At 62.3% G+C, this 22,644-nt stretch carries 15 protein-coding genes; 6 read left to right on the plus strand and 9 right to left on the minus strand.

The genetic code is table 11. The features are described 5' to 3' along the window. Positions 1-222 precede the first annotated feature (222 nt). The 5 genes from AB0N75_RS02780 to AB0N75_RS02800 all read right to left on the minus strand — a co-directional run bounded on the left by AB0N75_RS02780 (position 223) and on the right by AB0N75_RS02800 (position 7,610). On the minus strand, positions 223-1,083 hold the full coding sequence (locus AB0N75_RS02780) for a 3-hydroxyacyl-CoA dehydrogenase (protein WP_364644707.1): 861 nt from the start codon (positions 1,081-1,083) through the stop codon (positions 223-225). Between the two features lie 52 nt (positions 1,084-1,135). Continuing rightward, complete coding sequence (locus tag AB0N75_RS02785) at positions 1,136-2,314, minus strand: acetyl-CoA C-acyltransferase (protein ID WP_364644710.1); 1,179 nt, start codon at positions 2,312-2,314, stop codon at positions 1,136-1,138. Positions 2,315-2,359: 45 nt separating this feature from the next. Then, a complete protein-coding gene (locus tag AB0N75_RS02790; protein WP_364644713.1) occupies positions 2,360-3,547 on the minus strand; it encodes an acyl-CoA dehydrogenase family protein in 1,188 nt (395 codons plus the stop codon). Then, positions 3,544-5,067: a long-chain fatty acid--CoA ligase gene (locus AB0N75_RS02795; protein ID WP_364644716.1), complete on the minus strand. Its 1,524-nt coding sequence runs from the start codon at positions 5,065-5,067 to the stop codon at positions 3,544-3,546. Before AB0N75_RS02795 ends, AB0N75_RS02790 begins: the two co-directional genes overlap by 4 nt. 173 nt (positions 5,068-5,240) lie before the next feature. Further along, positions 5,241-7,610 (minus strand): alpha/beta fold hydrolase, encoded by a 2,370-nt coding sequence (locus AB0N75_RS02800; protein WP_364644719.1) that lies wholly within the window; start codon positions 7,608-7,610, stop codon positions 5,241-5,243. Between the two features lie 252 nt (positions 7,611-7,862). Between AB0N75_RS02800 and AB0N75_RS02805 the strand changes: the two genes are divergently transcribed. Both AB0N75_RS02805 and AB0N75_RS02810 read left to right on the plus strand, forming a co-directional pair. Beyond that, positions 7,863-8,804, plus strand: coding sequence for a helix-turn-helix domain-containing protein (locus tag AB0N75_RS02805; RefSeq protein WP_364644722.1), 942 nt, complete (start codon positions 7,863-7,865; stop codon positions 8,802-8,804). A gap of 751 nt (positions 8,805-9,555) precedes the next feature. After that, a complete protein-coding gene (locus tag AB0N75_RS02810) occupies positions 9,556-10,572 on the plus strand; it encodes a hypothetical protein (RefSeq protein ID WP_364644725.1) in 1,017 nt (338 codons plus the stop codon). 289 nt (positions 10,573-10,861) lie between these two features. Here the strand turns inward: AB0N75_RS02810 and AB0N75_RS02815 are convergent, their stop codons facing one another. Both AB0N75_RS02815 and AB0N75_RS02820 read right to left on the minus strand, forming a co-directional pair. Further along, positions 10,862-12,373 (minus strand): aminotransferase class III-fold pyridoxal phosphate-dependent enzyme, encoded by a 1,512-nt coding sequence (locus tag AB0N75_RS02815; RefSeq protein ID WP_364644728.1) that lies wholly within the window; start codon positions 12,371-12,373, stop codon positions 10,862-10,864. 27 nt (positions 12,374-12,400) lie between these two features. Beyond that, complete coding sequence (locus tag AB0N75_RS02820) at positions 12,401-13,321, minus strand: LysR substrate-binding domain-containing protein (protein ID WP_364644731.1); 921 nt, start codon at positions 13,319-13,321, stop codon at positions 12,401-12,403. Between the two features lie 171 nt (positions 13,322-13,492). On the opposite strand from AB0N75_RS02820, the gene AB0N75_RS02825 reads away from it, so the two are divergent. Then, on the plus strand, positions 13,493-14,986 hold the full coding sequence (locus tag AB0N75_RS02825; RefSeq protein ID WP_364644734.1) for an APC family permease: 1,494 nt from the start codon (positions 13,493-13,495) through the stop codon (positions 14,984-14,986). A 171-nt stretch (positions 14,987-15,157) separates the two neighbouring features. Further along, positions 15,158-16,639 (plus strand): aldehyde dehydrogenase family protein, encoded by a 1,482-nt coding sequence (locus AB0N75_RS02830; protein ID WP_364644737.1) that lies wholly within the window; start codon positions 15,158-15,160, stop codon positions 16,637-16,639. Positions 16,640-17,018: 379 nt separating this feature from the next. Here AB0N75_RS02830 and AB0N75_RS02835 read toward each other — a convergent pair whose 3' ends face one another. Together AB0N75_RS02835 and AB0N75_RS02840 are read right to left on the minus strand one after the other, a co-directional pair. After that, positions 17,019-17,945, minus strand: a complete 927-nt coding sequence (locus AB0N75_RS02835) for an alpha/beta hydrolase (protein WP_364644740.1) — start codon at positions 17,943-17,945, stop codon at positions 17,019-17,021. A 52-nt stretch (positions 17,946-17,997) separates the two neighbouring features. Further along, positions 17,998-19,665: an NAD(P)/FAD-dependent oxidoreductase gene (locus AB0N75_RS02840; protein WP_364644743.1), complete on the minus strand. Its 1,668-nt coding sequence runs from the start codon at positions 19,663-19,665 to the stop codon at positions 17,998-18,000. Between the two features lie 116 nt (positions 19,666-19,781). On the opposite strand from AB0N75_RS02840, the gene AB0N75_RS02845 reads away from it, so the two are divergent. Together AB0N75_RS02845 and AB0N75_RS02850 are read left to right on the plus strand one after the other, a co-directional pair. Then, positions 19,782-22,217 carry a LuxR C-terminal-related transcriptional regulator gene (locus AB0N75_RS02845; protein WP_364644746.1) on the plus strand — a complete coding sequence of 812 codons (2,436 nt, stop codon included), beginning with the start codon at positions 19,782-19,784 and terminating at the stop codon, positions 22,215-22,217. Between the two features lie 239 nt (positions 22,218-22,456). Beyond that, positions 22,457-22,636: a PhnA domain-containing protein gene (locus AB0N75_RS02850; RefSeq protein ID WP_364644749.1), complete on the plus strand. Its 180-nt coding sequence runs from the start codon at positions 22,457-22,459 to the stop codon at positions 22,634-22,636. Positions 22,637-22,644 lie beyond the last annotated feature (8 nt).

Genomic DNA, 22,644 nt, shown 5'->3' on the forward strand with positions numbered 1-22,644 from the left:
ACTAGGTGTGGAGGCGTCGCGATCGAACGCACTCCGTCAGACAGAGATGGTGCCTAATAACGCCTTGCGGGAGGTGGACGCCTACACACGGGCGCAGGTACGCCCCTTTTCAAGTGGCGACGAGGTCGTTCTCACGTACGTCATTGGCCGCCGGAAGGTCAGTGGGCTCCTCCCGAGGCGTACCTCCGGGGCGTCTCGGGTGCCCTCCAAAGAACACGCTGGTCAGATCGCGCTTTGGTCGTAGTCGTAGAATCCCTTCCCCGCAGCACGCCCCAACCGCCCCTTGTCAATGAAGTCGCGTTTGAGGATCTCCGCAAACTCCCGAAGTTCTGCGTCCTCGCTGCGGGAATTGAGGTTGTAGGGCGTTTCCATGCCGATGATGTCGTGGATTTCGAAAGGGCCGAAGGGTGAACCCGTGGCCGTGCGCCAGGTGGAGTCGATATCCGCTGGAGCAGCGACGTCGCGCACGTACAGTTTCGCGGCCGCCGTCATGAACGGAATCAGCAGCGAGTTCACGATGTAACCGGGCTGTTCCTTCTTAAGTACCACCGGGATCATTCCGATCTCGTCGGCGAACTTGGCCACTGCGTCCACGTGCTGCGGGGCGGTGCCGGCATGCCCCATGACCTCGCCGATATTCTGACGCCAGATCTCGTTGGAGAAATGCAGAGCCAGAAACATCTCGGGGCGGCCGGTGGCGTCTGCGATGTCGCTCGGCAGAAGCGTGGAGGAATTGGTAGCGAAGACCGTATGTTCGGGTGCCGCTGCCCCGACCTTCGCCCATACATCGCGTTTGATCCCCAGCACCTCGGGGACCGCCTCAATCACGATGTCGGCGTCCTTCAAAGCATGGGCCAGATCACTTGAGGTGAGGATGCGTCCGGCAGCGGCATCGAGCTTTTCAATGGTGGCACCAGACAGATCGCGCAGGTAGAGCGGCTTGAGGTAGTCCCAGCGGGCCGGCAGTTTGGCAAGTATCTCGTTGCTGACGTCGCAGACAAGTACATCTTTGCCTTGATAGGCGGCTTGGAAAGCGATCTGTGATCCGAGGACACCTGCGCCGATTACGGTGAGGTTTTGCATACTTTCTCCCTTTTTCGTGTGGTCCTTGAATGTGTCGGCGTAAAACAGCGGATCAGAGCGCTTCGAAGAGTCCGGCGGCGCCCATGCCTCCGCCGATGCACATGGTCACAACGGCATGCTTGCCGCCGCGTTCCCGAGTGGCGTGCAGCGCGTGCCCGGCCATGCGGGCACCACTCATGCCGTAGGGATGGCCAACGGAGATTGCCCCGCCGTCGACGTTGAAACGTTCTGGGTCGATGCCCAGGGCGTCCCGACAGTAGAGCGTCTGGGAAGCGAATGCTTCGTTGAGTTCCCACAGGTCGATGTCGTCGACGGTCAAACCATGCCTTGCGAGCAGCTTGGGAACGGCGGTGACCGGGCCAATGCCCATCTCGTCAGGTGCGCAGCCGGTGACCGCGACACCATGGAAGATGCCGAGCGGTTCGAGGTCCCGGCGGGAGGCTTCGGCTGCTTCCATCAGAACAAGGGCGGCTGCCCCGTCGGAGAGCTGGGAAGCGTTGCCGGCAGTGACGCTGAAGCGCCCCGGGTGTCGCCCGTCCCGGTTCAAAACAGGACCGAGCCGGGCCAGTGTTTCGACGGTGGTTTCCGGGCGGTTGCCCTCGTCACGGCTCAAGGCCCCGGTCGAGTCGGCCGGCGCGTCGTCCTGCTGGCCGGGCTGGTGCAGGGGCAGCGGGACGATCTCGGCGTCGAAAGCGCCGCGCTCTTGGGCGGCGGCGGTGCGTCGCTGCGATTCGGCGGCGTAGAGGTCTTGAGCCTCGCGGGAGATGCCGTAGCGTCGGGCGACAACTTCGGCAGTCTGGAGCATGCTGTCGTAGATGCACGGAACATTGGCTTCCAGCCAGGGATCCTGGGCGCGGTGGGCATTGAAGTGCTGGTTCTGCACCAGGGACACGGATTCGGCTCCGCCGGCGACAACAATGTCAGCATCACCCCCTTCAATCATGCGGGCTCCGGCGGCAATGGCCATCAGACCGGAGGCGCATTGGCGGTCCACTGTCATGCCGGGCACGGTGACGGGCAGTCCGGCGCGCAGAGCCGCCTGCCGGGCCAGATTCATTCCCTGGGCGCCTTGTTGCAGTGCTGCGCCGAGGATGACATCGTCGACTTCCCCGGGTGCCAGCCCGGCGCGCTGGACCGCGTGGGTGATGGCGTGCCCGGCCAGAGTCTGGGCCGGGGTGTCGTTGAAGGATCCCTTGAATGCACGGCCGATAGGGCTGCGGGCATAAGACACAAGGACTGTTTGGCGCACGGTGGATCTCCAGATGAGTTAGCAGGGTTAGGCGAATGCCGAGGAGCCAGTCAGGGCCCGTCCGACTATCAAGGTGTTGATCTGGTGGGTGCCTTCAAAGGTGTAGATCGCTTCGGCATCCATGAAGTGCTTCATTACTTTGTTCTCCAGCACGATGCCGTTGCCTCCGAACACTTCCCGGCACAGGGCGACGGTCTGGCGGGCTTGGGAGGCGGCCATCAGTTTCACCAGTGAGGCATGCTCTTCTCTGAGTTCATCCCGGTCAGCCAGCCGGGCGGCTTGGACGAGAGCACCGACCGAAGACGTGATGTTCACCTCGGATCGGACCAGCAGGTCCTGCACGAGTTGGAACCGTGCCAGCGGACGGCCGAACTGATGGCGTTCCATCGCGTGGGACAAAGCCGCGTCGAACGCTCCGAGGGCGTTGCCCAGCGCTGTCCACGCAACCTCCAGGCGTGTGGACTTGAGCACTTCGGAGATGTGCCGGAAGGAACTGACGCCCGGCAGCCGGGCCGTGTCCGGAACCCGGACATCGGTCAGGGTGATATGGGCGTTCTGCACCGTGCGTAGGCTGAACTTGCCTTCGATCTTCTCGGCCGACCATCCGGGACTGTCCGTGGGCACGATGAATCCGAGAAAGCGGCCGTCCCCGCCCTGCTCCTTGGCCCAAACGACGGCCTGGTGGCCCCAGGTAGCGTTGCCGATCCACCGTTTGCAGCCATTGATGACCCAGTCCGTGCCGTCCTGGCGGGCAGTGGTAGTCATGCCACCGGCGATATCGGAGCCCGATCCCGGCTCGGTCAGCGCGAACGCGCCAACCAACTCGCCGCTGGCGACAGCGGGCAGGATGCGGGCTTGTTGCGAGGGGGAGCCGAAGCGGCGCACCGACAGCCCGAAGAGCGAGCCGCTGACGCCGGCAAAGGTAGCCAGAGAGGCGTCCTTGCGAGCGAGTTCCGCCGTGAGCATGCCGCGCAGCAGATGAGTGGGTTCCAGCCCGGTGTTCAGGTGCCGGCCCAGTTGTCCGGCTGCTGCCAAGGATCGGACGAGCTCGAACGGGAATTCAGCGTTCTCCCAGGCGTCGTTCAGCATCGCGTCATCCACGTCGGTTAGAAAGGAACGAAATTCTTCCAGCACCTCCCGCTCGAAAGGATCCAGCAACGTCTCGAAGAGCAACAGGTCATGAATCTGGGCGGTAGCGGTGGATGGCAGGCTCATAGCGGAACTCCTTGACGGCTGCGAAGATCGGTTTTCAGCAACTTGCCGGTTGAAGTGCGCGGCATGCGGTCGATGAACTCGATCTGCTTGGGAATTTTGAACCGAGACAGGGCGTTGCCCAGGGCCGCACGGATCTCCTCGCTCGTCAACCGGATTCCTGGTTCGGGAACGATGAAGGCTTTGCCTACCTCGCCCCACTGTTCATCAGGCACACCGATAACAGCGGCCTCGGCGACACCGGGGACGTTCAGCAAGGCGGACTCCACCTCCGCGGGGTACACATTCTCCCCGCCTGAGACGTACATGTCCTTGTACCGGTCCCGAATCCAGTAGTAACCCTCCTCGTCCTGCACGGCTGCATCACCAGTGCGGAACCAGCCGTCAGCAAACGCGGCAGCGGTAGCCTCGGGGCGCTGCCAGTACTCGCCGATCACGTTGGGTCCCATCGTCTGGATTTCACCGATTTCCCCGGGGGATGCCGGTCTGCCATTCGGTGCTACGAGGCGGACATCGACGAGGAACTGCGGTTTGCCGGCGGACCCGGCCTTCCGGATCCCGTCCTCTGCGGCAAGCTTGAGCACCGCCGGAGCGGTTTCGGTGAGGCCGTAGCCCTGCTGGACGGCCACGCCTCGTTCGGCCCAGACACGCAGAATGCGTTCCGGTACGGGGGCCCCGCCGACGACGATGGTGCGCAGCGAGGACAGGTCGGTTTGATTGAACAGGCGATGGTGGGCCAAGGCGTCGAGCATCGCCGGGACCGCGAACAGGCTTGTCACCCCCATGTCCTGGATCGCGGTGAATATCGCCTCCGGTTCTACGCGCCGGTGTACCACTATGGTGCCGCCCTTGAGAAACGCCGGAAGCACCAAGCCGTTGAGCCCGGCGATGTGGAACAGCGGCGCGGCCGCCAGGCACACTTCGTCCGGGCGTATGTCGTTTTCGATCAGGACGTTCACGTCGTTGAAGAACAGATTCCCATGGGTCAGCACCGCGCCCTTGGGCCGTCCGGTGGTGCCGGAGGTGTACATCAGTACTGCCGGATCATCGAGAACGCAGGACGCCTCCGGCACCGGGTCCATCTCCGGGGTTGGCGTGAACACCACCCCCGCCCCCGTGCCGTCAACGTCGACCAGTAAGCCGGCAGGGATCCGCCGGGAGATCATCCCTACAGCCTCGGCTTGCTCGCGGCCGAAGAAAAGCACCGCGGCACCGCTGTCTCGCAAGATGTACTCCGCCTCTGCCGGAGCGAGGCGGGCGTTGACCAGCACGCAGATCGCCCCAATCCGCGTCGTAGCGAACAGGGTCTCCAGCAGTGCCAAATGGTTTGCGCCCCAGTAGGCCACCCGGTCGCCGGACCCAACCCCGCGATGGGCCAGCCAGGTAGAAAGCGCCTCTACGCGGTCGGCGAATTGTGCGAACGTCATCACCGTGTCCTCGAAATCCAAGGCCACGCGGTCTGGGCTGAGTAGCGCACGTCGGCGCGGCCAGGACCCTAGCCCCAGGTTCTGAAGACTCGACATTGTGTTCCTTTCGTAAGTACGGGTGTGGGCAGATAGGACCGGTTAACGTTGTCCTGCCGCACGGAGGCAGGACCGGTTCCTGCCTCCGCCCTCGGGCAGTCACCGCGCCCGCTCGTTCATGGGCAGGACGATCCTCCTGGGAGACCCTGCCTGTCGGACAACTGCTGGCTGGTTCAGGCTGCGCCTTCGCTGGCGGTCGAGAGCCGGACCGGTTCGTCGGCCCAGAACCCCGTAATCAGGTCGGCGAATTCCTTGGCCCGCTCGATCTGGGGCATGTGTCCGGCGTCGCGGAAGGCATGAGTCCGCGCCTGTGGCAGGCGCTCGGCCGCAGCGGCGAGGTGGGCGAATGGAAAAATATTGTCCTTGTCTCCCCAGACGACTAGGGTCGGCACAGGCTGGGCGGCCAAGCCTTCCATGAGCTCCTTGCGCCAGACCTCATTGGTACCGCGGAACGTGCCGAGAGCTGCGGCGGTGTCCAGGAACACGCGGCTCGCGTGTGGTCGGGAGGCCAGACGGTATCCCAGCTGCACCCGCTCGTCTGTGACCAGCGCCGGGTCATTGAAGAGGCTGAGTTCCAGCCGGCGTGACGAGGCGGGGCTGGGCTTGCTCAGCAGCAGCTTGCCTAGCGGCCGGACTGACATCAGTCGGACCGGCAGTGCGACCTCCCGGCCGAAACCGGCGCTGCTGGCGAGCACGAGGCTGCGCACGCGCTGGGGCGCGTCTACGGCAAGCTGCATGGCGACGGCACCGCCCAGAGAGTTGCCAACTATGTGGGCGGGTTGGGTGATGCCCACCGCGTCCAAGAAGGCGCCGAGGAACCGGGCCAGAGCGGGCAGTGAGTATGGCTCGTCCAGCGGCTGGGACCCGCCGTAGCCTGCCAAATCGACGCTAATGAGACGGTACCCCTGGGCAGCAAGAAGCTCGTGCTGCTCGTTCCAGTCCTCGAGGCTGCGGCCTATGCCATGCACCATGACAACCGGGGTTCCTTCCCCCTCATCGCGGTAGCGGACCTGCCCGCCGTTCACTGCGACCGTTTGCGTGGCAGGATCGCGGAACACCTCCTCGGACGATTCCCCGGCTGCCCGCCGCCGTTGAAAGCTCATGCTCCCGTCCTCCAGCTGACGGCCGCTGAGCAGCCGAATGTCCTTCATATAGTTCTGGTGCAGCCGCCAAGGCACCTGCGTGCCCTGCTTAGCCATCCCGTCCACTCCACGCCGGATGTAACCGGCGTCGAGGTCCAGGAAGGGGCGGGGGGTCTCGCCCAAGGGGGTGAGCGGGGTTGCGGAAACGTAGCCGTTCGCGTCCAGATGCTGCAGGAGTCGGCACGCATAGCGGCTGACCAGGTCAGCCTTCAGCGTCCAGGAGTTATTCGTGTATCCCGTGACCATGCTCAGGTTGGGCACTCCTGAGATCATCATGCCCTTGTAGGCAAACCGCTCGCCGACGTCGACCTTCTCGCCGTCGACGCTCAGTGTCATTCCGCCCAGCCATTGAAGGTTCAGTCCGGTAGCCGTCACGATGATGTCTGCGGGCAGGTCCTCGCCCGATTCAAGTACGATCCCGTCCTTGTTAAGCGTGCGGATTCGCCCGGTTGCAATCGACGCCTTGCCACCACGCAGTGCCGTGAACAGGTCCCCGTCCGGGACCGCGCACAAACGCTGGTCCCAGGGGTTGTAGGGAGGGTTGAAGTGCGTGTCGACGTCGTAACCGGCGGGGAGCAACTTGACTGCTTCCTTGCGGATCTTGGCGCGAACCATGTTCGGGTTTTTGCGGCTGAGTGTGTACTTGAGGTGCAGGTTCAGCATGTTCTTCCACCGCAAAGCCGGATATGCCACGGAAGCCGGCAGCATGCGTCTCAGCACATCGGCCAGCGGATCGACAGCCGGCACCGATGCGATGTACGTGGGAGTGCGTTGCAGCATGGTGACGTGCGCTGCCTTCTCGGCCATGTTCGGTACCAGGGTCACGGCCGTCGCGCCGCTGCCGATGACGACGACGCGTTTGTCTGCGTAGTCCAGATTTTCCGGCCAATGCTGTGGGTGCACGATCTGACCGCCGAATCGCTCCTCGCCCTCGAAAGTCGGCCGATAGCCTTCGTCGTAGCGGTAGTAGCCGGTGGCGCCGATAACCCAGAGGGCGGTAAAGACAACTTTTTCCCCGGTGTCGGACCGTTCGGCGGTGACCGTCCAGCGCCCGTTGGCGGTAGACCACTCCGCGGACAATACCCGGTGGTGGAACCGGATGTTCCCGGTGATCCCGTGCTCGTCGGCAGTCTCCTCAACGTACCGTTTGATCGACGCCCCGTCAGAGATCGCCTTCGGCTCCGTCCACGGCTTGAAGGCGTAGCCGAAGGTGTACATGTCCGAATCGGAACGAATACCGGGGTAGCGGAACAGATCCCACGTACCGCCGATAGCGCCGCGCGACTCTAAGACCGTGTATTGCTTATCGGGGCACTCCCGGACCAGGTGGGCGGCCGCACCGATGCCGGACAGGCCGGCACCGATGATCAGGACGTCAATGTGTTCGGTGATTTGAGCCATTGTCTCTCCTTAAGATTTGGATGCCTGCGCGTTCCCCGGAGTGGGGATGCAGCTCTGATGCACGGGCAGCGCGGGTGAACGCGTATGATCTAGGACACACGGTAGGCCGGTTGTGATGCCGCATGCATGACTACCCGTGCAGCAGGCCTTGCCAGTTCGTGCAAGCGTGGGGCGTTGGAACAGAAATCGCGTACCGCAGAGGCTGGTGATGGCGTACGGAAGGTCCGTGATGGAGCTGAGGGGAGACGATCTATGACTGAAGTGCTGACTTGGTCCACAGACCTCTTGCCGGAAAAGGTACGGTTCCAGGCTTGGGCGGAGAAGATGCGTGCGCTCCACATGGACTGGGATCTCTCGACGCCGGTTGAGAACAGCTACGCAGCCCGCATCCGCTATCGGGGAGCGGGGACCTTGAAGGTCGCTGATGTGCGTTGTTCGGCGTTCGGGGGTCAACACAGCCCCTCGGCAATCACCCCCGACATCGTGGGCATCCAACTGCAGGTCAGTGGTCAGATGGTATGCACTTATGGAGAGGACCGGTTCACGATTAAGCCGGGCGACCTGTTCGTCTGGGACAGCGATCGGGCAGGGACATTCGACAGCGATGGCGAGCACCGTCAACTGTCGCTGCTGATTCCGGTGACGCGCGTTCCGCAGTCGATCTTGTCAATGCTCGGGCGTAGCCGTCCCCTCGCCGCGCGGCCCGGAGCCGGCACACTTTCCATCGCTGCAAGCCAAATACGGGGGATCGCCCGCGAGCTGGACCATCTCAGTGACGACGCCGTGAACCGGACGGTGAACGGACTCCTCGATCTCATCGACTCTGCCGTCGCCCCCGCCCAGGAGACAGGATCCGGGCAACGCGCTGAACTGCTCGCGGAAATTCAGCAGTACATCTTGGAAAGGCTCGATGACCGCCAGATGTCAGTCCGTTCCATTGCCGCGGCGCACTGGATCTCGATGCGAACTCTGCACCTCATCTTCTCCGAGTCGGGGACGCCGGTAGCGCGATGGATTCGTCAGCAGCGGCTGGAGCGTTGCCGCCGGGATTTGATCGGCGCTTCGGCCTCCACGACAGTCACCGCCGTCGCCTTCCGGTGGGGTTTCAGCGATACGGCACACTTCAGCCGGGTATTCAAGCAGGCTTTCGGCGTTCCACCGACTGCTGTCATGCCCCGGCCGCGACCACTGTGAGCTGTACGGCGATGTCCTCCGGCGTGCTGGCCCGGAGGAAGGTAACCATGGAGGCATGCGGCGTTGATCCCCTTTACGTGATTGTGCCCTTGCCTGGGGTCATAGGCCTTTGGCGAACACGGCCAGCGCACCCCCTCCGTCGTAAACGGTGGTGGGTTTCGTCACAGCTCAACCCACCTTACTGCTCTCGATGTGAGGAAGATTTTCGCTCGTTAGAGGTTATTCGGCTACGGAACGTGGTTGAATTTAGATTCAATGTGTAGGTCCTTCGCTTGAATCAGTAAGAATGCCGTCCTCCCTGGAAGCTCGAGACACCAAAGCCTAGGCTGCACCACGCGGAAATCCACGAGGGATAATAACCGCTAAAGCCCTCGATTCTGCTACGAGAAATGCCCCCCCACATCCGAGAAGCCCAGGGTTAACAGCTGGATGAGCGGGCCGTGCTACGGTCTGCTCGGAAGGGAATGGCGGTAGAGCTCTCGAATAAGGTCAAGTCGGAGATACCGGCCTTTTCGTCGATTTTTGTTTTGATGCGCTCAGCAGTCAAGGTAATTCCATGATGTCGATAATGCTCGGCTTGCTAGGGGCCGGCTTCTTACATGTCCTGTACCTAGCCATGGGATCCCAGTGGCCCGAGTCCTACATGTCAGTCCGCACAGCGCTCGACAATGCTCCACGATCCAGTGCGTTGAGGTACATGCTTTTCCGATCCTTCCCTACCTACGCGGTGGGTAGCCTGCTAGCCATCACGGTGGAACGCCTGGGCGGCAACGCGCTGATCGCCTTGGTGTGCATGGGCGTCCCATATGCCCTGGTGAACGACGGTCGCGCACTTTGGCGCTTGCGGCGCGGGGGAGCAGGACGCGGGCCCGTGTTGTGGTTCTATTACGTCTTCAATCTCGTTCTGATCGCAGGCCTCGTAGCCCTGTCCTACTTGACCTATCGCTGGTACGCGGATTTCGTCCCAGATCCTAATGAACTCATTTTCGCCGTGTGGACCGCCGTCTTCGCCGCGGTACTCGCCACTGCTTTCCAGCAATTCTTGCGCTCCCCGGCGCTAAGTGTCGAACAGAAACTGACAGCGGCGCGGAGGGACATAGGCGAAGACACTTGGGAGCATGTAAACCGAGCTGCCCTTGATGCCAACTGTGAACCGGTCTTGATGCAGTCCATTGTGGCGGCCGAGGCACTACAACGGCCGAGATGGATGCGGCGCTTGGAGCGAGCTAAAGGACGTCTTGTTCCTGCAGGCAGCTACGGAGTTGCGCAGATGACCGCATCCTACCCGTTGAGCGATGCCCAGTCGGTGGAAGCTCTCTGCCAGGAGCATGCTGGCTATTACCCCGCGCGAAGTTCGGCGGGCTGGGTGCGCGAGCCCTTGCTTGAGGCACGTATCGAAAAACACAACTCCAACCCGGTGTTTGTGTCGTCAGTCATGGAGTTCTATCGCCACTTGACCCCATGGGCTCAATACAACTCAGCGACTACAAGCTATGACGGGCGACCCCATATAGAAGTAATCAGCGTGCAGAGGGTGGGCGACCAGTTTGAAATTCATGGCTCTGTAGTCATATCGAACGCCCAACTTTGCGCCGCATATTACGAGGGTGAGGGATGGTGTACGCCAGTTGCTATTCAGGTTCTGGGAAAACGCCGGCAAGGCTGGCAAACACATGTTCCTCTGGAAGCGACACGGGTGATCTTCTACGACTGCTCTAGTACCGATTTTGACGACAGAAATTCCGTCACATTCGATTTAGAATATTAGTGACTTTCAACGTCCGGATAGCGGGGACAGGCGAAGAGGCAGGACATCGAGTCACAGTACTGTCCGCGATGACGCTGGTGCGGAGAGGTTGCTCGGCTGCGGAACGCGGTCGAATTTTGATTCGCGCTTTAGCCGCTGGGCCCCGACGCCGCAGGCGCCGATGAAACTTCATCGACCCGAATGTGAGGATTACGAAGACCGCCAGAAACGGATAGTCACGCCCCCGTAAAGAGACGAGCAGATCGCCTCAGCGGGGGGATCTGCTCGTCTCAAGTAACGAACGGACAGCCTACACGGCGTGGGCGATCGGCCGGGCCTCCTTCGTCATGCTCTCGGATTCGATGTCCGAGACGATGGACTTCAGGGTCTCGATCAGTCCGCTGATGTCTTGGTCGCTCATAGCCAGGGATAAGGACATCTCTCCCCGGTGGACGGGAAAGTATCCCCGGTTGGCCAATTCCAGGGAGATGGTCTGTGTCTTGTCGCCGTCTACAAGTCGCCAGTAGTCACGATGTGTACGCACGACTTCCCCGGGAGAGGTCATATAGGCGTAGCCCAAGTGAGAGAATCCCCAACCGTGGATCCGGAACGGGCTATTGCGTCCCTGGCTCCAAGCGTTGAGCTCCGTGGTGATTCGCTGCGCATGCCCATTCAATTTGGTGAAGGCCTCTTCAGTGAGTTCGGTCAGGCACGCGGCACCGGCCACTACCGAGAGCTTGTGACCGTGGTGAGTTCCGGAGATGGTGACCCGCCCGTCCTCCAAGGCATTCATGATCTCTGCGCTGCCGCCGACCGCGCCGAGTGGCAGGCCACCACCGATGATCTTGCCCATAACGGTCAGGTCCGGGGTGATCCCGTAGCGACCCTGCAGTCCGTGGTATCCGGCGCGCAGGCTGATGGTCTCGTCGAAAATCAGGACAATCCCCAGTTCCCGGGTGATATCGCGCAACATCTGCACGAATTCTTGATCCAGCGCCACCATGCCACCTGCTCCGCTCTGCAGTTCCAGGATCAGACACGACAACTCCTGACTGTGAGCTCGCAGGAGTGCTTCGGTGCCGGCCAAGTCGTTCTGGGTCAGCACAAGGACGTTGTCCGTGTTCGTGGAGGGGATGCCACCGCTGTCTGGAACAGCCACCGGGGCTGCGGCATCGCCTCCGTTCTCCGGGGTGGGGTGTGCGGAGATCTGTAGCATGTCGCTGAAGCCGTGGTATCCGCCCTCGAACTTTGCAATTCGGGTGCGGCCAGTGGTGGCTCGCGCCAATCGGATGGCCGTCATACAAGATTCAGTTGCAGAACAAGAGAACTGTACCTTCTCCACCGAGGGGATCCGCTCTATGAGCATCCGGGCCAGGGCTCCTTCCTGGGCACCCGGGTTCCCGAAGGAGATGCCATTGGGAATGGCATCCATGAGAGCCGACGTCAGCCCCGGGTGATGGTGTCCCAAGACATTCACGGTGTAGTTGTTATTTAAATCCAGCAGTCTGTTTCCGTCGACAGTTTCAATGTAGGCACCCTCGCCGCGTGTCACGAAGACCGCGTGCGGGCCAAAGTTGAAGGAGTTTCGGCTGTATCCGCCCGGAACCGACCGGCGGCTCTCCTCGGTCATCCGGCCCGACACCGAGAACTGCTCGATGAATGTTTGCTGTGCTTGCTGGAGCGAAAGTGCCGCCACAGTGAACCTCTTCTCGATGGAGTGCAGCCCCAGGGCTGCCTGCTTGTCGTTCCATCCTCGGTTCGCCGCATGCGACGGGCAATCACGAAAACTCGAACGCATCTTCGCAAGACCAGAACGCCCCACGTCGCCCCACGCGGTTGCTCTGCCGGGTCAGTCGACGAGGGACTCGGCCTCTGGCAATTCGTCGATGTGGTCGCGGACCACAGACTGGGTCACTTCTAGCAATTCGGGGATCATTGGATTCGTATTGCCTCGACGCCAGACGAAGGCCTGGACACTGGCCGGGCCATCAGAGAGGGGAACGAAGCGGACGCCGGGGTGGTGGAAGGTTCGAGTGGCCGAGGCCGGATAGGTGTCGATCGCTCCCGAGTAAGCTACCGCCGAAAGACTCTCGTTCAGGGTCCGGACCAGAGCACCGGTGCGCCCGGGGGTCCCACGCGCCCCGGCGAGAGTCCAGAAATGAGCCCATTCGGCCGGCGTCGTGTCCCCGGCGACTGCGAAGGGCTGATCGATGATGTCTTCCACCTGTAGGGATGTGGCCGTGCCGAAGGGTCCCCCGGCCGCGACAGCGGCGTAGAGCCGCTCCTGGAAGAGTGGCCGCACCTCGAACCGCTGGTCGTCGATCGGCATGCGAAAGAAGGCGACGTCCACTACTCCGGATCCCAAGTCTTCGAACTGGGTGCTCATGGACAACTCCGTGAACTCCAGTCGGGTCTGCGGGAAGGCAGCGGCAAAGGCTCCGAAGACCCGGTGTGTGAGTTCGCCCAGAGCCTCTCCGAAGAAACCGATGCTCAGGTGCTCGGTGGCGCTCCGCGCGATGGATTGGGTCTGAGTGCGCAGCAGGTCTAACTGGTCCAGGATCCTGCGGGCCTCGCGAACGAAATGAGCCCCGGCCGGGGTTATCAATACCTGGTGAGGTGTCCGTTCGAACAGCTTGACGTCCAGTCTGGACTCAAGCCGGCGGATTTGCGTGCTTAGCGCGGACGCGGCGATGTGCTCCATCTCGGCGGCCCGGCCGAAATGCAATGTCTCGGCCACCCGCACCACGTACTGCAGCTGCCGAATCTCCATCGTCAGTCCGCCCTTCCTTTCGTCCCAGTTGCCGATCCGTGGCTTCTCACGTTCAAGAATCGCGAACGCGCCTTCTCAGAGTGTTCGTTGTCATGCACCGGTGGTTCCCGGAGCATGGAAGACCACAGATACTCGACACCTTGCCAGATTCTTCTCACTTTAGAGGTATTCATGAAAACGTCATCCGCGACGAGCGCACGGTCAGCCCGGCAAACATCGGCGGTCTCCACTCAGTTGCAGGCGGGTTCCATCGGGACCGCCGGCATTGTGTTCTTCGTGGTTGCGGCTGCTGCACCGCTGGCCGCTACGCTGGGGGCCGGTCCGGTGGTCTTCATGTTTGCCGGACCCGCTGCCCCAGCCATGTACCTGATCGCTGCCTTGGCACTCCTGCTGTTTGCCTTCGGCTTTTCCGCCATGAGCAAGTTCGTCACCAATGCCGGAGGATTCGCGGCCTTTGTCTCCTGGGGCATGGGCCGCTGGGCTGGATACGCTGCAGCCGGAATTGCCCTGCTGGCCTACCTCGCCATGTTTATGGGGATTTCTGCCCAATTCGCCACGTTCACCTCTGATCTATTTGACCGGTTCCTGGGCTTCCACGTTCCATGGCAAGCCACGCTGCTGGTCGGCGTGGTCGTCATCGGCCTGCTCGCCTACCGCGACATACGCGTATCCACCGTGCTCTTGGGAATCATGCTGGTCTTGGAAGTCCTGTTTCTGCTCGTTTTTGACTTCGCCGTACTGGTGCAAGGCGGTGCCGAAGGTATTAACGCTGCTTCCTTCAACCCAGCCGACATCTTCAGCCCAACCACTGGCTTGGCCCTGCTCTTTGCGTTCGCATGCTTTGTCGGCTTCGAAGCGACCATTCTGTATGGAGAAGAGGCCAGAGAGCCCAAGAAGTCTGTTCCTCGGGCCACGTACATTGCCGTTATCGTGATTGGCGTGGCTTACACCCTCACTATGTGGGCTCTGGCGCTCGCCTACGGGGTCAACGACGTACAGGACGCCGCTTTGGCTGACCCAGTCAACTTTGTACTGGCCCCAGTCACCGATTACCTCGGGGGGTGGGCGGCAGCGGTCATGGAACTGCTCGTGGTCACCAGCCTGCTGGCAGTGCTACTGTCCTTCCACAATGCGATAAACCGCTATGTGTTCTCCTTGGGGCGGTCTGGCTTCCTGCCGAAGTCGCTCGGCCACTCCCATGCCCGCCACCATAGCCCCAGCCGTGCCAGCGTGCTGGTCACGATCACCATTGCCATTCTGCTGGTGCTGTTCATATTGACAGGGCAGGACCCCTTCGCGGTCCTGTACATGTGGATGATTGGGCTCGGCACACTCGGCCTCTTGCTGTTGCAAGCCGCAGGTGCCGCCGCCGTCATCGTATTCCTGCGACGGCGGTCGGCCGAAGTGAACCTGTGGGCGCGCCTCGTGGCCCCGCTGATAGGTGGAGCCATGCTCGTCGTCGCCGTGGTATTGGCCGTCACGAACTTTAGCGCCCTGATCGACACGGAGGGGGTCGTTTCCGTTATCCTCCCGGGACTCTATCTGGTCGCCATAAGCGCCGGCTTGCTCATCGGTGCTTTACGGCCCGTCGAGGACCTGCGCACCGAGCATGACCCGGAGGCCGCGGATGTGGCACTAAGCGAGGCCTCGAAATCCGATTCGTGATGACCTCCTCCAAGCAGTTCCCAGGTTGGGCGGGGAGCTGCCCACGTGGCAGCGGAGGTCGGAACGCTCCGCTGATTGCGAATCGGCTTACCACGCCCCGTTTTCTTAGAGACGATCAGGAGAGTGCCGCCGCCCCCTGCGGCGCCCTTCCTACCTGAAGGAGAAAGACAAATGACTGCGACTGCAGAGACTACTACGACCCCCGCGACTTTCGCCGGACAGCCGATGAACCTGCAGTTCATCGGCGGCGAGTGGCGCGAGGGCCGTTCGGAGAAGGTGAACACGGACGTCAACCCGTTTGACGACTCGGTGGTGGCCGAAATCCGCCAGGCCTCGAGCCAAGACCTGGACGAGGCCTACCGCGCCGCCGAGGCGGCCCAGCCCGGTTGGGCCGCCACCGCACCGTCCGAGCGCGCGAAGATTATCCGCCGCGCCGGAGACCTTCTCGAGGAGCACCGCGGGGAGATCGTGTCCTGGCTGGTGAAGGAGTCCGGCTCAACGGTGCTCAAGGCCAACATCGAGGTCTCCCTGGCCACAGGCATCACCCAGGAGTCCGCCTCGTTCCCGACCCGCGTACACGGCACCATCCACCCCTCGAACACCCCCGACCGGGAAATGCGGGTCTACCGCAAGCCGGTCGGCGTTGTGGGCGTGATCAGCCCGTGGAACTTCCCGCTGCACCTATCCCAGCGCTCGGTCGCCCCCGCGCTGGCGCTGGGCAACGCCGTCGTCATCAAGCCGGCCTCGGACACCCCGGTGACCGGCGGCCTGTTGATTGCCCGGATCTTCGAGGAGGCCGGCCTGCCGGACGGCGTGCTGTCCGTGGTGGCCGGCGCCGGCTCGGAGATCGGCGATGAGTTCGTCGCGCACCCGGTCCCGCGGCTGATCTCCTTCACCGGTTCGACGCCGGTGGGCCAGAACGTGGGCAAGGTCGCCACCTCAGGGGAGCACCTGAAGAAGACCTCCCTTGAACTAGGCGGCAACGCCCCGCTGGTGGTTCTGGACGACGCCGACCTCGACGCCGCCGTCGGCCAGGCCGTGCCCGGCACCTTTCTGCACTCGGGCCAGATCTGCATGTCCGTGAACCGGATCATCGTCCAAGCCCCGGTCTACGACGAGTTCGTGGACAAGTTCACGGCCGCCTCCCAATCGGTGAAGTTCGGCGATCCGAGCCAGGAAGGCACCTTGGTCGGCCCGGTCGTCAACGACTCCCAGCTTGAGGGCCTGAAGGCCAAGATCGCCGGAGCCAAGGAGGCCGGCGCCCGCGTGGTCGCGGGCGGAGACATCGAGGGCAGGGTAGTCCCGCCGTACGTGTTCGCCGACGTCACCCCGGAGATGGAGATTGCCCGCGAGGAGATCTTCGGCCCCATGGTCACGATCCTCAAGGCCGACGACGAGGAGCACGCTCTAGAGTTGGCCAACGACCACGTCTACGGGCTGTCCTCGGCCGTGTTCACCCAGAACCTGGACCGCGGCGTACGCTTCGCCCAGCGGGTCAAGGCCGGGATGACCTTCGTCAACGAGATGACCGTACAGGACGAAGCCCACGTAGCCTTCGGCGGCGAACGCAATTCCGGGCTGGGCCGCTTCAACGGGGAATGGGCCATCGAGGAGTTCACCACCGCCCACACCATCGGCGTCAAACGCCTCTGAACAGACCCCACCAAAGGCTGCCCGTCCGGACACATCGTCCGCGCGGGCAGCCTTCCTGTTTCTGATGCGAGAGCAGTAATAGAGCTTGGGCTGGCGTCCAGAATCCGCAGCCCAAGCAGGATGTGGATTCCTCTCCACACCCCGTCGACGGCATAGCAGGTCAAAGGTTATTCGACTACGGAACGTGGTTGAATTCCGTCTTGCGATATAACGTTTGGCTCCTGTATCGCGAGCTTGTCGGAATCGTGCATTGCCCTCGCATAGCCCTCTACCATGCCCGGGGACGTAGCCATGCCGCCACCCGCCTTCGACTTCCTCGCCGCAAGGAGGGTGCTCCTTTCTGGTTATCGAGGTCGGAGCACCCTCCCCGTTTAGGGCTTTATGCCGCGAGCTGCCGTTGAAGGAACTTCACGATGGCATCGTGGATTTCGCTGCTGCGGGGTACTGCCGCTGACGCCCAGTAGGTGGCGTGAATGAGGCCGTCGAAGCGAATTGCTTCGGTTTCCACGCCTGCTTCCGCCAGTTGCCGGGCGTATGATTCAGCTTCGTCACGGGCTGCTTCATATTCGGTGCTGAGCACCAGGGCCGGCGGGAGTCCGTTCAGCGACGAGGCCCTGGATGGGGCGGCCAAGGGGTTCTCGGCATCCTCGGGACTTGGCAGGTAGTGGTTCCAGAAGTAGTCGAGGTCGGCTGCGGTAACGATGTAGCCTTCCTTGAAGTCGATTTTTGATTGTGTCTCGGCGTCCGGGTCGATCACGGGGTAGACAAGGACCTGGGCGCGCAGGACCGGTCCGCCTGCGTCCCTTGCCCTCAGAGCAGCGACAGCAGCAAGGTTGCCTCCGGCGCTGTCGCCCATCACCGCGATTCTGGAGGGGTCTCCGCCGTACTGCGCAATGTTTTCGGCCACCCAGTTGAGTGCTGCGAAGGTGTCGTCGGTGGCGGCTGGGAAAGGATGTTCGGGGGCCAGGCGGTAGCTTGCGGCTACCACGACGGTCTTGGCGTCGTTGGCCAGGGCCCGGTTCGGTTCTTCGGCTACCGCCGGATCGCCGGCGATGAATCCGCCCCCATGGAAGTACACGACCACTGGCAGGGGGCCCGGAACTTCCGGTATATAGATACGCACCGGCTGCTCGCCGGCTGGTCCGTTGTACGCAGCGTCAACGACTTTGCCGACGTCCCGGTGGGGCTTCTGCAATCCGGTAAAGGATGCGACGGCGGCCCGTGCTTCCTCCGGCGTCATGTCCGCGAACGCCTTGGTGCCTTTGAGGGCATCGATAACTGCCTGGGCTGCTGCATCTACTGGCATGGGGATCTCCTTTGAAGGTTAGATTCGGTGAATTGGGCAAGAGGGCATGGGTTTAGGAAATTTCTGCCGGAACTTTCATCGGTTCGAGCCGGAAGCCCTGGTATCCGTTGTCGACAACCTCGGCGCATTTGGCTCGGTAGGCCGGCGCCCCGCCTAGGTAGATCATGCACACCCGCGGTTTGCCGGGGATGTTGGCGCCCATGTACCAGGAATCCGCCTCGGGCATCAGTGTGGCCTGGGCGACGTCGTTGGTGTGGGTCACCCACTGCTGTTCGGCCTCCGGTTCGGCTTCCAGGATGTCGAGGCCGTTTTCCCGCAGATAGGCGATCGCGTCCGTGGCGAAGTCAACGTGGTCTTCGATGGCCAGCGGCATGTTGTACAGCACTGAGGGGCTTTGCGGCCCGGTAACGAGGAAGAAATTCGGGAATCCGCTGATGGTAGTACCGAGGTAGGTGCGGGGCCCGTCCACCCATTTGTCTTCCAGGCGCAGACCGCCCCGGCCGACGATGCCCATGGCCAGCAGAGGGCCGGTCATGGCATCGAAGCCGGTGGCGAGGATGAGCACGTCAAGCTCGATGTCCCTGTCTGCGGTGCGTAGTCCGGTCGCTGTGACGGTCTGTATGGAGGATTTTCTGACATCGACCAGAGTGACGTTTTCGCGGTTGAAGGTCTCGTAGTAGTTCGTTTCCAACGGGGGGCGTTTAGTGGCGTACGGGTAGTCCTTGGGCGCCAGTAGTTCGGCGACCTCCGGGTCTTTGACCCGTTCGCGAATGCGTTCACGGATGTATTCGGCAACGGTATCGTTGGCCTTCTTGTCCACCAGGATGTCCTGGAAGCTGTCAATAAACAGCCGGAATCCGCCCCGATTCCACCGGTCGTCGAAGACTCGGCGGCGTTCCTCGGCTGATACCGCCAGCGCGGAGGGTTGCACGTCGCTGTAGGGGACTCCGACGAAGTGGTTGCGGGACGCTGCCCGGACGGCCGGATAGTTTGCCTTGGCTTCCTTGGTCTCAGCGGCGTCCGCGGGACCGTTGCCGATGGGGGTGGCATAGTTCGGGGTGCGCTGGAAGACCGTCAGGTGGGCGGCTTCCTTGGCGATCTCGGTGATGGCCTGGATGCCCGTGGAGCCGGTACCGATGATGCCCACCCGTTTGCCGGAGAAATCCACTGGCTCATGGGGCCAGTTGCCGGTCAGGTACACCTCGCCCTTGAAACCCTCCACGCCGGGGAATTCCGGTTTCTTGGGAACGGAAAGGTTTCCTGCTCCGGAGATTACGAACCGGGCCGTCGTGACTGACCCGTCTTCGGTGCCGACCCGCCACAGGCTGTGCTCTTCGTCCCACAGCATAGAGGTGACCCTGGTGTTGAATTGGATATCTCCACGCAGGTTAAAGCGGTCCGCGACATGGCTGAGGTAGCGCAGGATCTCGGGCTGGGCGGCGAACTTTTCGCTCCATTCCCATTCCTGCTGCAGCTCCTCCGAGAAGGAGTAGGAATAGTGAATGCTTTCGATGTCGCAGCGGGCGCCGGGATACCGGTTCCAGTACCAGGTGCCGCCGACGTCGGAGGCGGCGTCAAATGCGCGGACGGACAGTCCCATCCGGTCGCGCAGCTTGTGCAGTGCGTACAAACCGGCAAAGCCTGCGCCAATGACGATGACGTCAAAATCGATCATCTTTTCGGTGCCGGTCATGGTGGAGTTCTTCTTCGAACCCGACATGGATGCTCCTTTGTCTGCGGGTGAGAGGGTGAACGGCAGCCCTGTGCTGCCTCGGACAGCGGCAGGATCTGCTGCATCCAGCGTCCGCCGGGGGTACCTGCCTGCACACGGGGTGAATGACCCGCACCCATACCCGTTTGTGTGGCCTGGGTCACATATGCTGGTGCATGCACTTCCAGTGGGCGCATCCGGTGCGGCATAATCCGGAGGAAAGAACGGGAAAGCACAGAATGAGTTCATCAACCACTGCAGGTGTCAATGGCGGCGCCCGGGCGCCAATGACCAGTTTCGTTGGCCGGCGGCGGGAACTCGCCGACGCGAAGGCTGCCCTCGCCGAGTCCCGGCTGGTGACCCTTACCGGCCCGGGCGGCGTCGGCAAAACCCGTTTGTCCCTCGAGGTGGCCGAAAAGTCGCGCCGGGCCTTCCGCCATGGGGTCTGGCGGGTTGAACTGGCCACTTTGGAAGATGGAGGCGGGCTTGCCTCCACAGTGCTCTCTGCCCTTGCCGTTCCAGATCAGTCGAACCGCCCCGCTCGGGATAAGCTCGCCGATCACTTGGGGGCGAGGCAGTTGCTGATCGTGTTGGATAATTGCGAACACCTTCTGCAGCCCGTAGCGGACCTGTTGGCTTCTCTGTTGCCGGAAGCACCGGGTGTGCGCGTTCTTGCCACCAGTCGGGAACCTCTGGGCATCGGAGGCGAACGCATCTGCCTGCTACCTCCGCTATCAACTCCATCGATCGAGGATGCAAGGAATCCGCAGGGACTGGAACAATTCGAGGCCGTGCGACTGCTGGTCGACAGGGCCCGAAGTGTAGATCCTGGATTCGCGGTTACGGCCGAGAACAGTGCATCAGTCGTCCAGCTCTGCCACAGGCTGGACGGAATCCCGCTGGCCATCGAGCTCGCTGCCTCTCGCCTGCGGTCGCTGACTGTCACGCAGTTCGTTCAGCGGCTGGATAAGCGTTTTCAGCTGTTGACCGGTGGCGACCGGACAGCGCTCCCGCGCCAGCAAACCCTGCGAGCTCTCATCGATTGGAGCTACGACCTGTGCACAGAGGCCGAAAAGCTGCTTTGGGCGCGGCTCACCGTTTTCCCCGGCAGCTTCAGCCTGGAGGCGGCCGAGGAAGTCTGCGGCTTCGATGAGTTGAAACAGGAAGACGTTCTAGACGTCCTGGACCGGCTGGTAGCGAAGTCCCTCCTCATAACCGAGCGAGGCAGGGAAAAAACCCGCTACCGACAGCTGATGACCGTACGCGAATACGGGGCCGAGCTGCTGGCCAAAGCCGGACAACACGCGGCCGTGAAGCAACGGCACCGGGACCACTACCTGCACCGTGCGGCCAGCATGGTTTCTGCCTGGTGCGGCCCCCACCAGGCAATGGCCCTGGCAGACATGCGCGAGGACCACCCCAACGTTCTGTCCGCACTGGAATGGTCGACCAGCACGCCCGGCGAGTACTACGCGGGAGCAGAACTGGCCTCGATGCTGCGATACCACTGGATAGCCGGCGGTTTCCTCAGCGACGGCAGACGGTGGCTGGACCGAGCCCTGCTCCAAGCCCATGAACCTGCTCCGGAACGAGGAGCAGCGCTCTGGGTCGCCGCCTGGGTTGCGCTGATCCAGGGCGACCGAAATGCTGCAGCTGCCTATCTGGATGAGTGCAGACAGTTGTCCGTCGAACTGCCAGATCCGTCTCTGCAGGCCCCGATAGCCCACTGGTCCGGGCTCCACCAAATGTTCAGCGGAAACCTGTCATCAGCGATAGAACTCTTTCAACACGCCGTCCACCTCCACACCAGAACCGGCGATACAGGATCTGCACTGGCCGCCCTCTACATGCTGGCCACGGCCCAAACCTACAGCAGCACAGGGATTGAAGAGGCCTTGGACACCTGCCGGCATGCCATGACGCTTAGCAACGACCACGGGGAGCGATGGTCACGCGCGTACACGTTGTGGATCAGTGGAGTCTGCTACTGGAAACAGGGTGACACGGAATCAGCCCGGCAAGCTGCACTGCAGGCTCTGGAACTGCAAAAGGATTTCAAAGACAGCATCTGCACGGCGCTCAGCATCGAATTGCTCTCCTGGATTGCCGCCTCAGCTGATGAAGTCAAGAAAGCCGAAGAACTAGCCCTGGCGGCTTCAACAGTCTGGAAAGAGCTTGGAACAACAGTCGCTGCCTTCGGCCCCCACATTCAAGGTGATTCGCAGCTCACAGCAACGCGCATCGCCGACGCCGTCGGTTCCACGATCGCCATCGCGGAGGAAGGCACAAAGCAGTTGACGAAGGACGCTGCCATAGACCTTGCCCTGGGCAGGGCAGAAGCTCCAGCATCGCCCGATGCTCCGGCATCTCCGCTTACCAAGCGGGAACAGGAAATCGCTTTGTTGATCGCAAAAGGGCTCAGCAACCGGGCCATCGGCGACAGCCTTGTGATTTCCCCACGAACAGTCGGAGGTCACGTCGAGAGTATCCTGGCCAAATTAGGGTTCACCTCTCGTACCCAAGTGGCCTCATGGGTAGCAAGTAGGGCAGTCTCGGCGTGACTTGGCCGTGGTCCACGCCCAGAAGCAGCAGCCCAAGCAAAACGTGGATTCGTCTCACAGCCCAGTCGACGGCAGCGCAGGGAAAGGTTATTCAGCTACGGAACGTGGTCGAGTCCGCTTCAATGTCTGACGCTCTGCCGGCTTGCCCGGAGTGCCACGAGGCGTTCACCTAGGAGCAGGGTGCCTTGCTGGTGTGCCCGATATGCGGGCACGAATGGCCAAAAGACTCGGCCGAGAAGGTGACGACCGAGGCCGCTTCGATCAAGGATGCCGTTGGCAATGTGCTCGCCGATGGTGACACGGTCACGATCGTCAAGGACATCAAGCTCAAGGGGGGGGGTGCCCCTATGGTTTTCGTCAAGCGGCGGCGGGTGTTTTCGCTTCGTAGATGGTTCCGTCTCGGAGCATGGCGAAGATGACGTCGCAG

Origin of the sequence: Arthrobacter sp. NPDC089319, assembly GCF_040684925.1 — a bacterium.
Lineage (GTDB): Bacteria > Actinomycetota > Actinomycetes > Actinomycetales > Micrococcaceae > Crystallibacter.

Excerpts from the sequence above, each read along its gene's own strand:
- AB0N75_RS02780 (WP_364644707.1), bottom strand. The coding sequence starts at position 1,083 with ATGCAAAACCTCACCGTAATCGGCGCAGGTGTCCTCGGATCACAGATC.
- AB0N75_RS02790 (WP_364644713.1), bottom strand. The coding sequence starts at position 3,547 with ATGAGCCTGCCATCCACCGCTACCGCCCAGATTCATGACCTGTTGCTC.
- AB0N75_RS02795 (WP_364644716.1), bottom strand. The coding sequence starts at position 5,067 with ATGTCGAGTCTTCAGAACCTGGGGCTAGGGTCCTGGCCGCGCCGACGT.
- AB0N75_RS02800 (WP_364644719.1), bottom strand. The coding sequence starts at position 7,610 with ATGGCTCAAATCACCGAACACATTGACGTCCTGATCATCGGTGCCGGC.
- AB0N75_RS02805 (WP_364644722.1), top strand. The coding sequence starts at position 7,863 with ATGACTGAAGTGCTGACTTGGTCCACAGACCTCTTGCCGGAAAAGGTA.
- AB0N75_RS02820 (WP_364644731.1), bottom strand. The coding sequence starts at position 13,321 with ATGGAGATTCGGCAGCTGCAGTACGTGGTGCGGGTGGCCGAGACATTG.
- AB0N75_RS02825 (WP_364644734.1), top strand. The coding sequence starts at position 13,493 with ATGAAAACGTCATCCGCGACGAGCGCACGGTCAGCCCGGCAAACATCG.
- AB0N75_RS02830 (WP_364644737.1), top strand. The coding sequence starts at position 15,158 with ATGACTGCGACTGCAGAGACTACTACGACCCCCGCGACTTTCGCCGGA.
- AB0N75_RS02835 (WP_364644740.1), bottom strand. The coding sequence starts at position 17,945 with ATGCCAGTAGATGCAGCAGCCCAGGCAGTTATCGATGCCCTCAAAGGC.
- AB0N75_RS02840 (WP_364644743.1), bottom strand. The coding sequence starts at position 19,665 with ATGTCGGGTTCGAAGAAGAACTCCACCATGACCGGCACCGAAAAGATG.
- AB0N75_RS02845 (WP_364644746.1), top strand. The coding sequence starts at position 19,782 with ATGACCCGCACCCATACCCGTTTGTGTGGCCTGGGTCACATATGCTGG.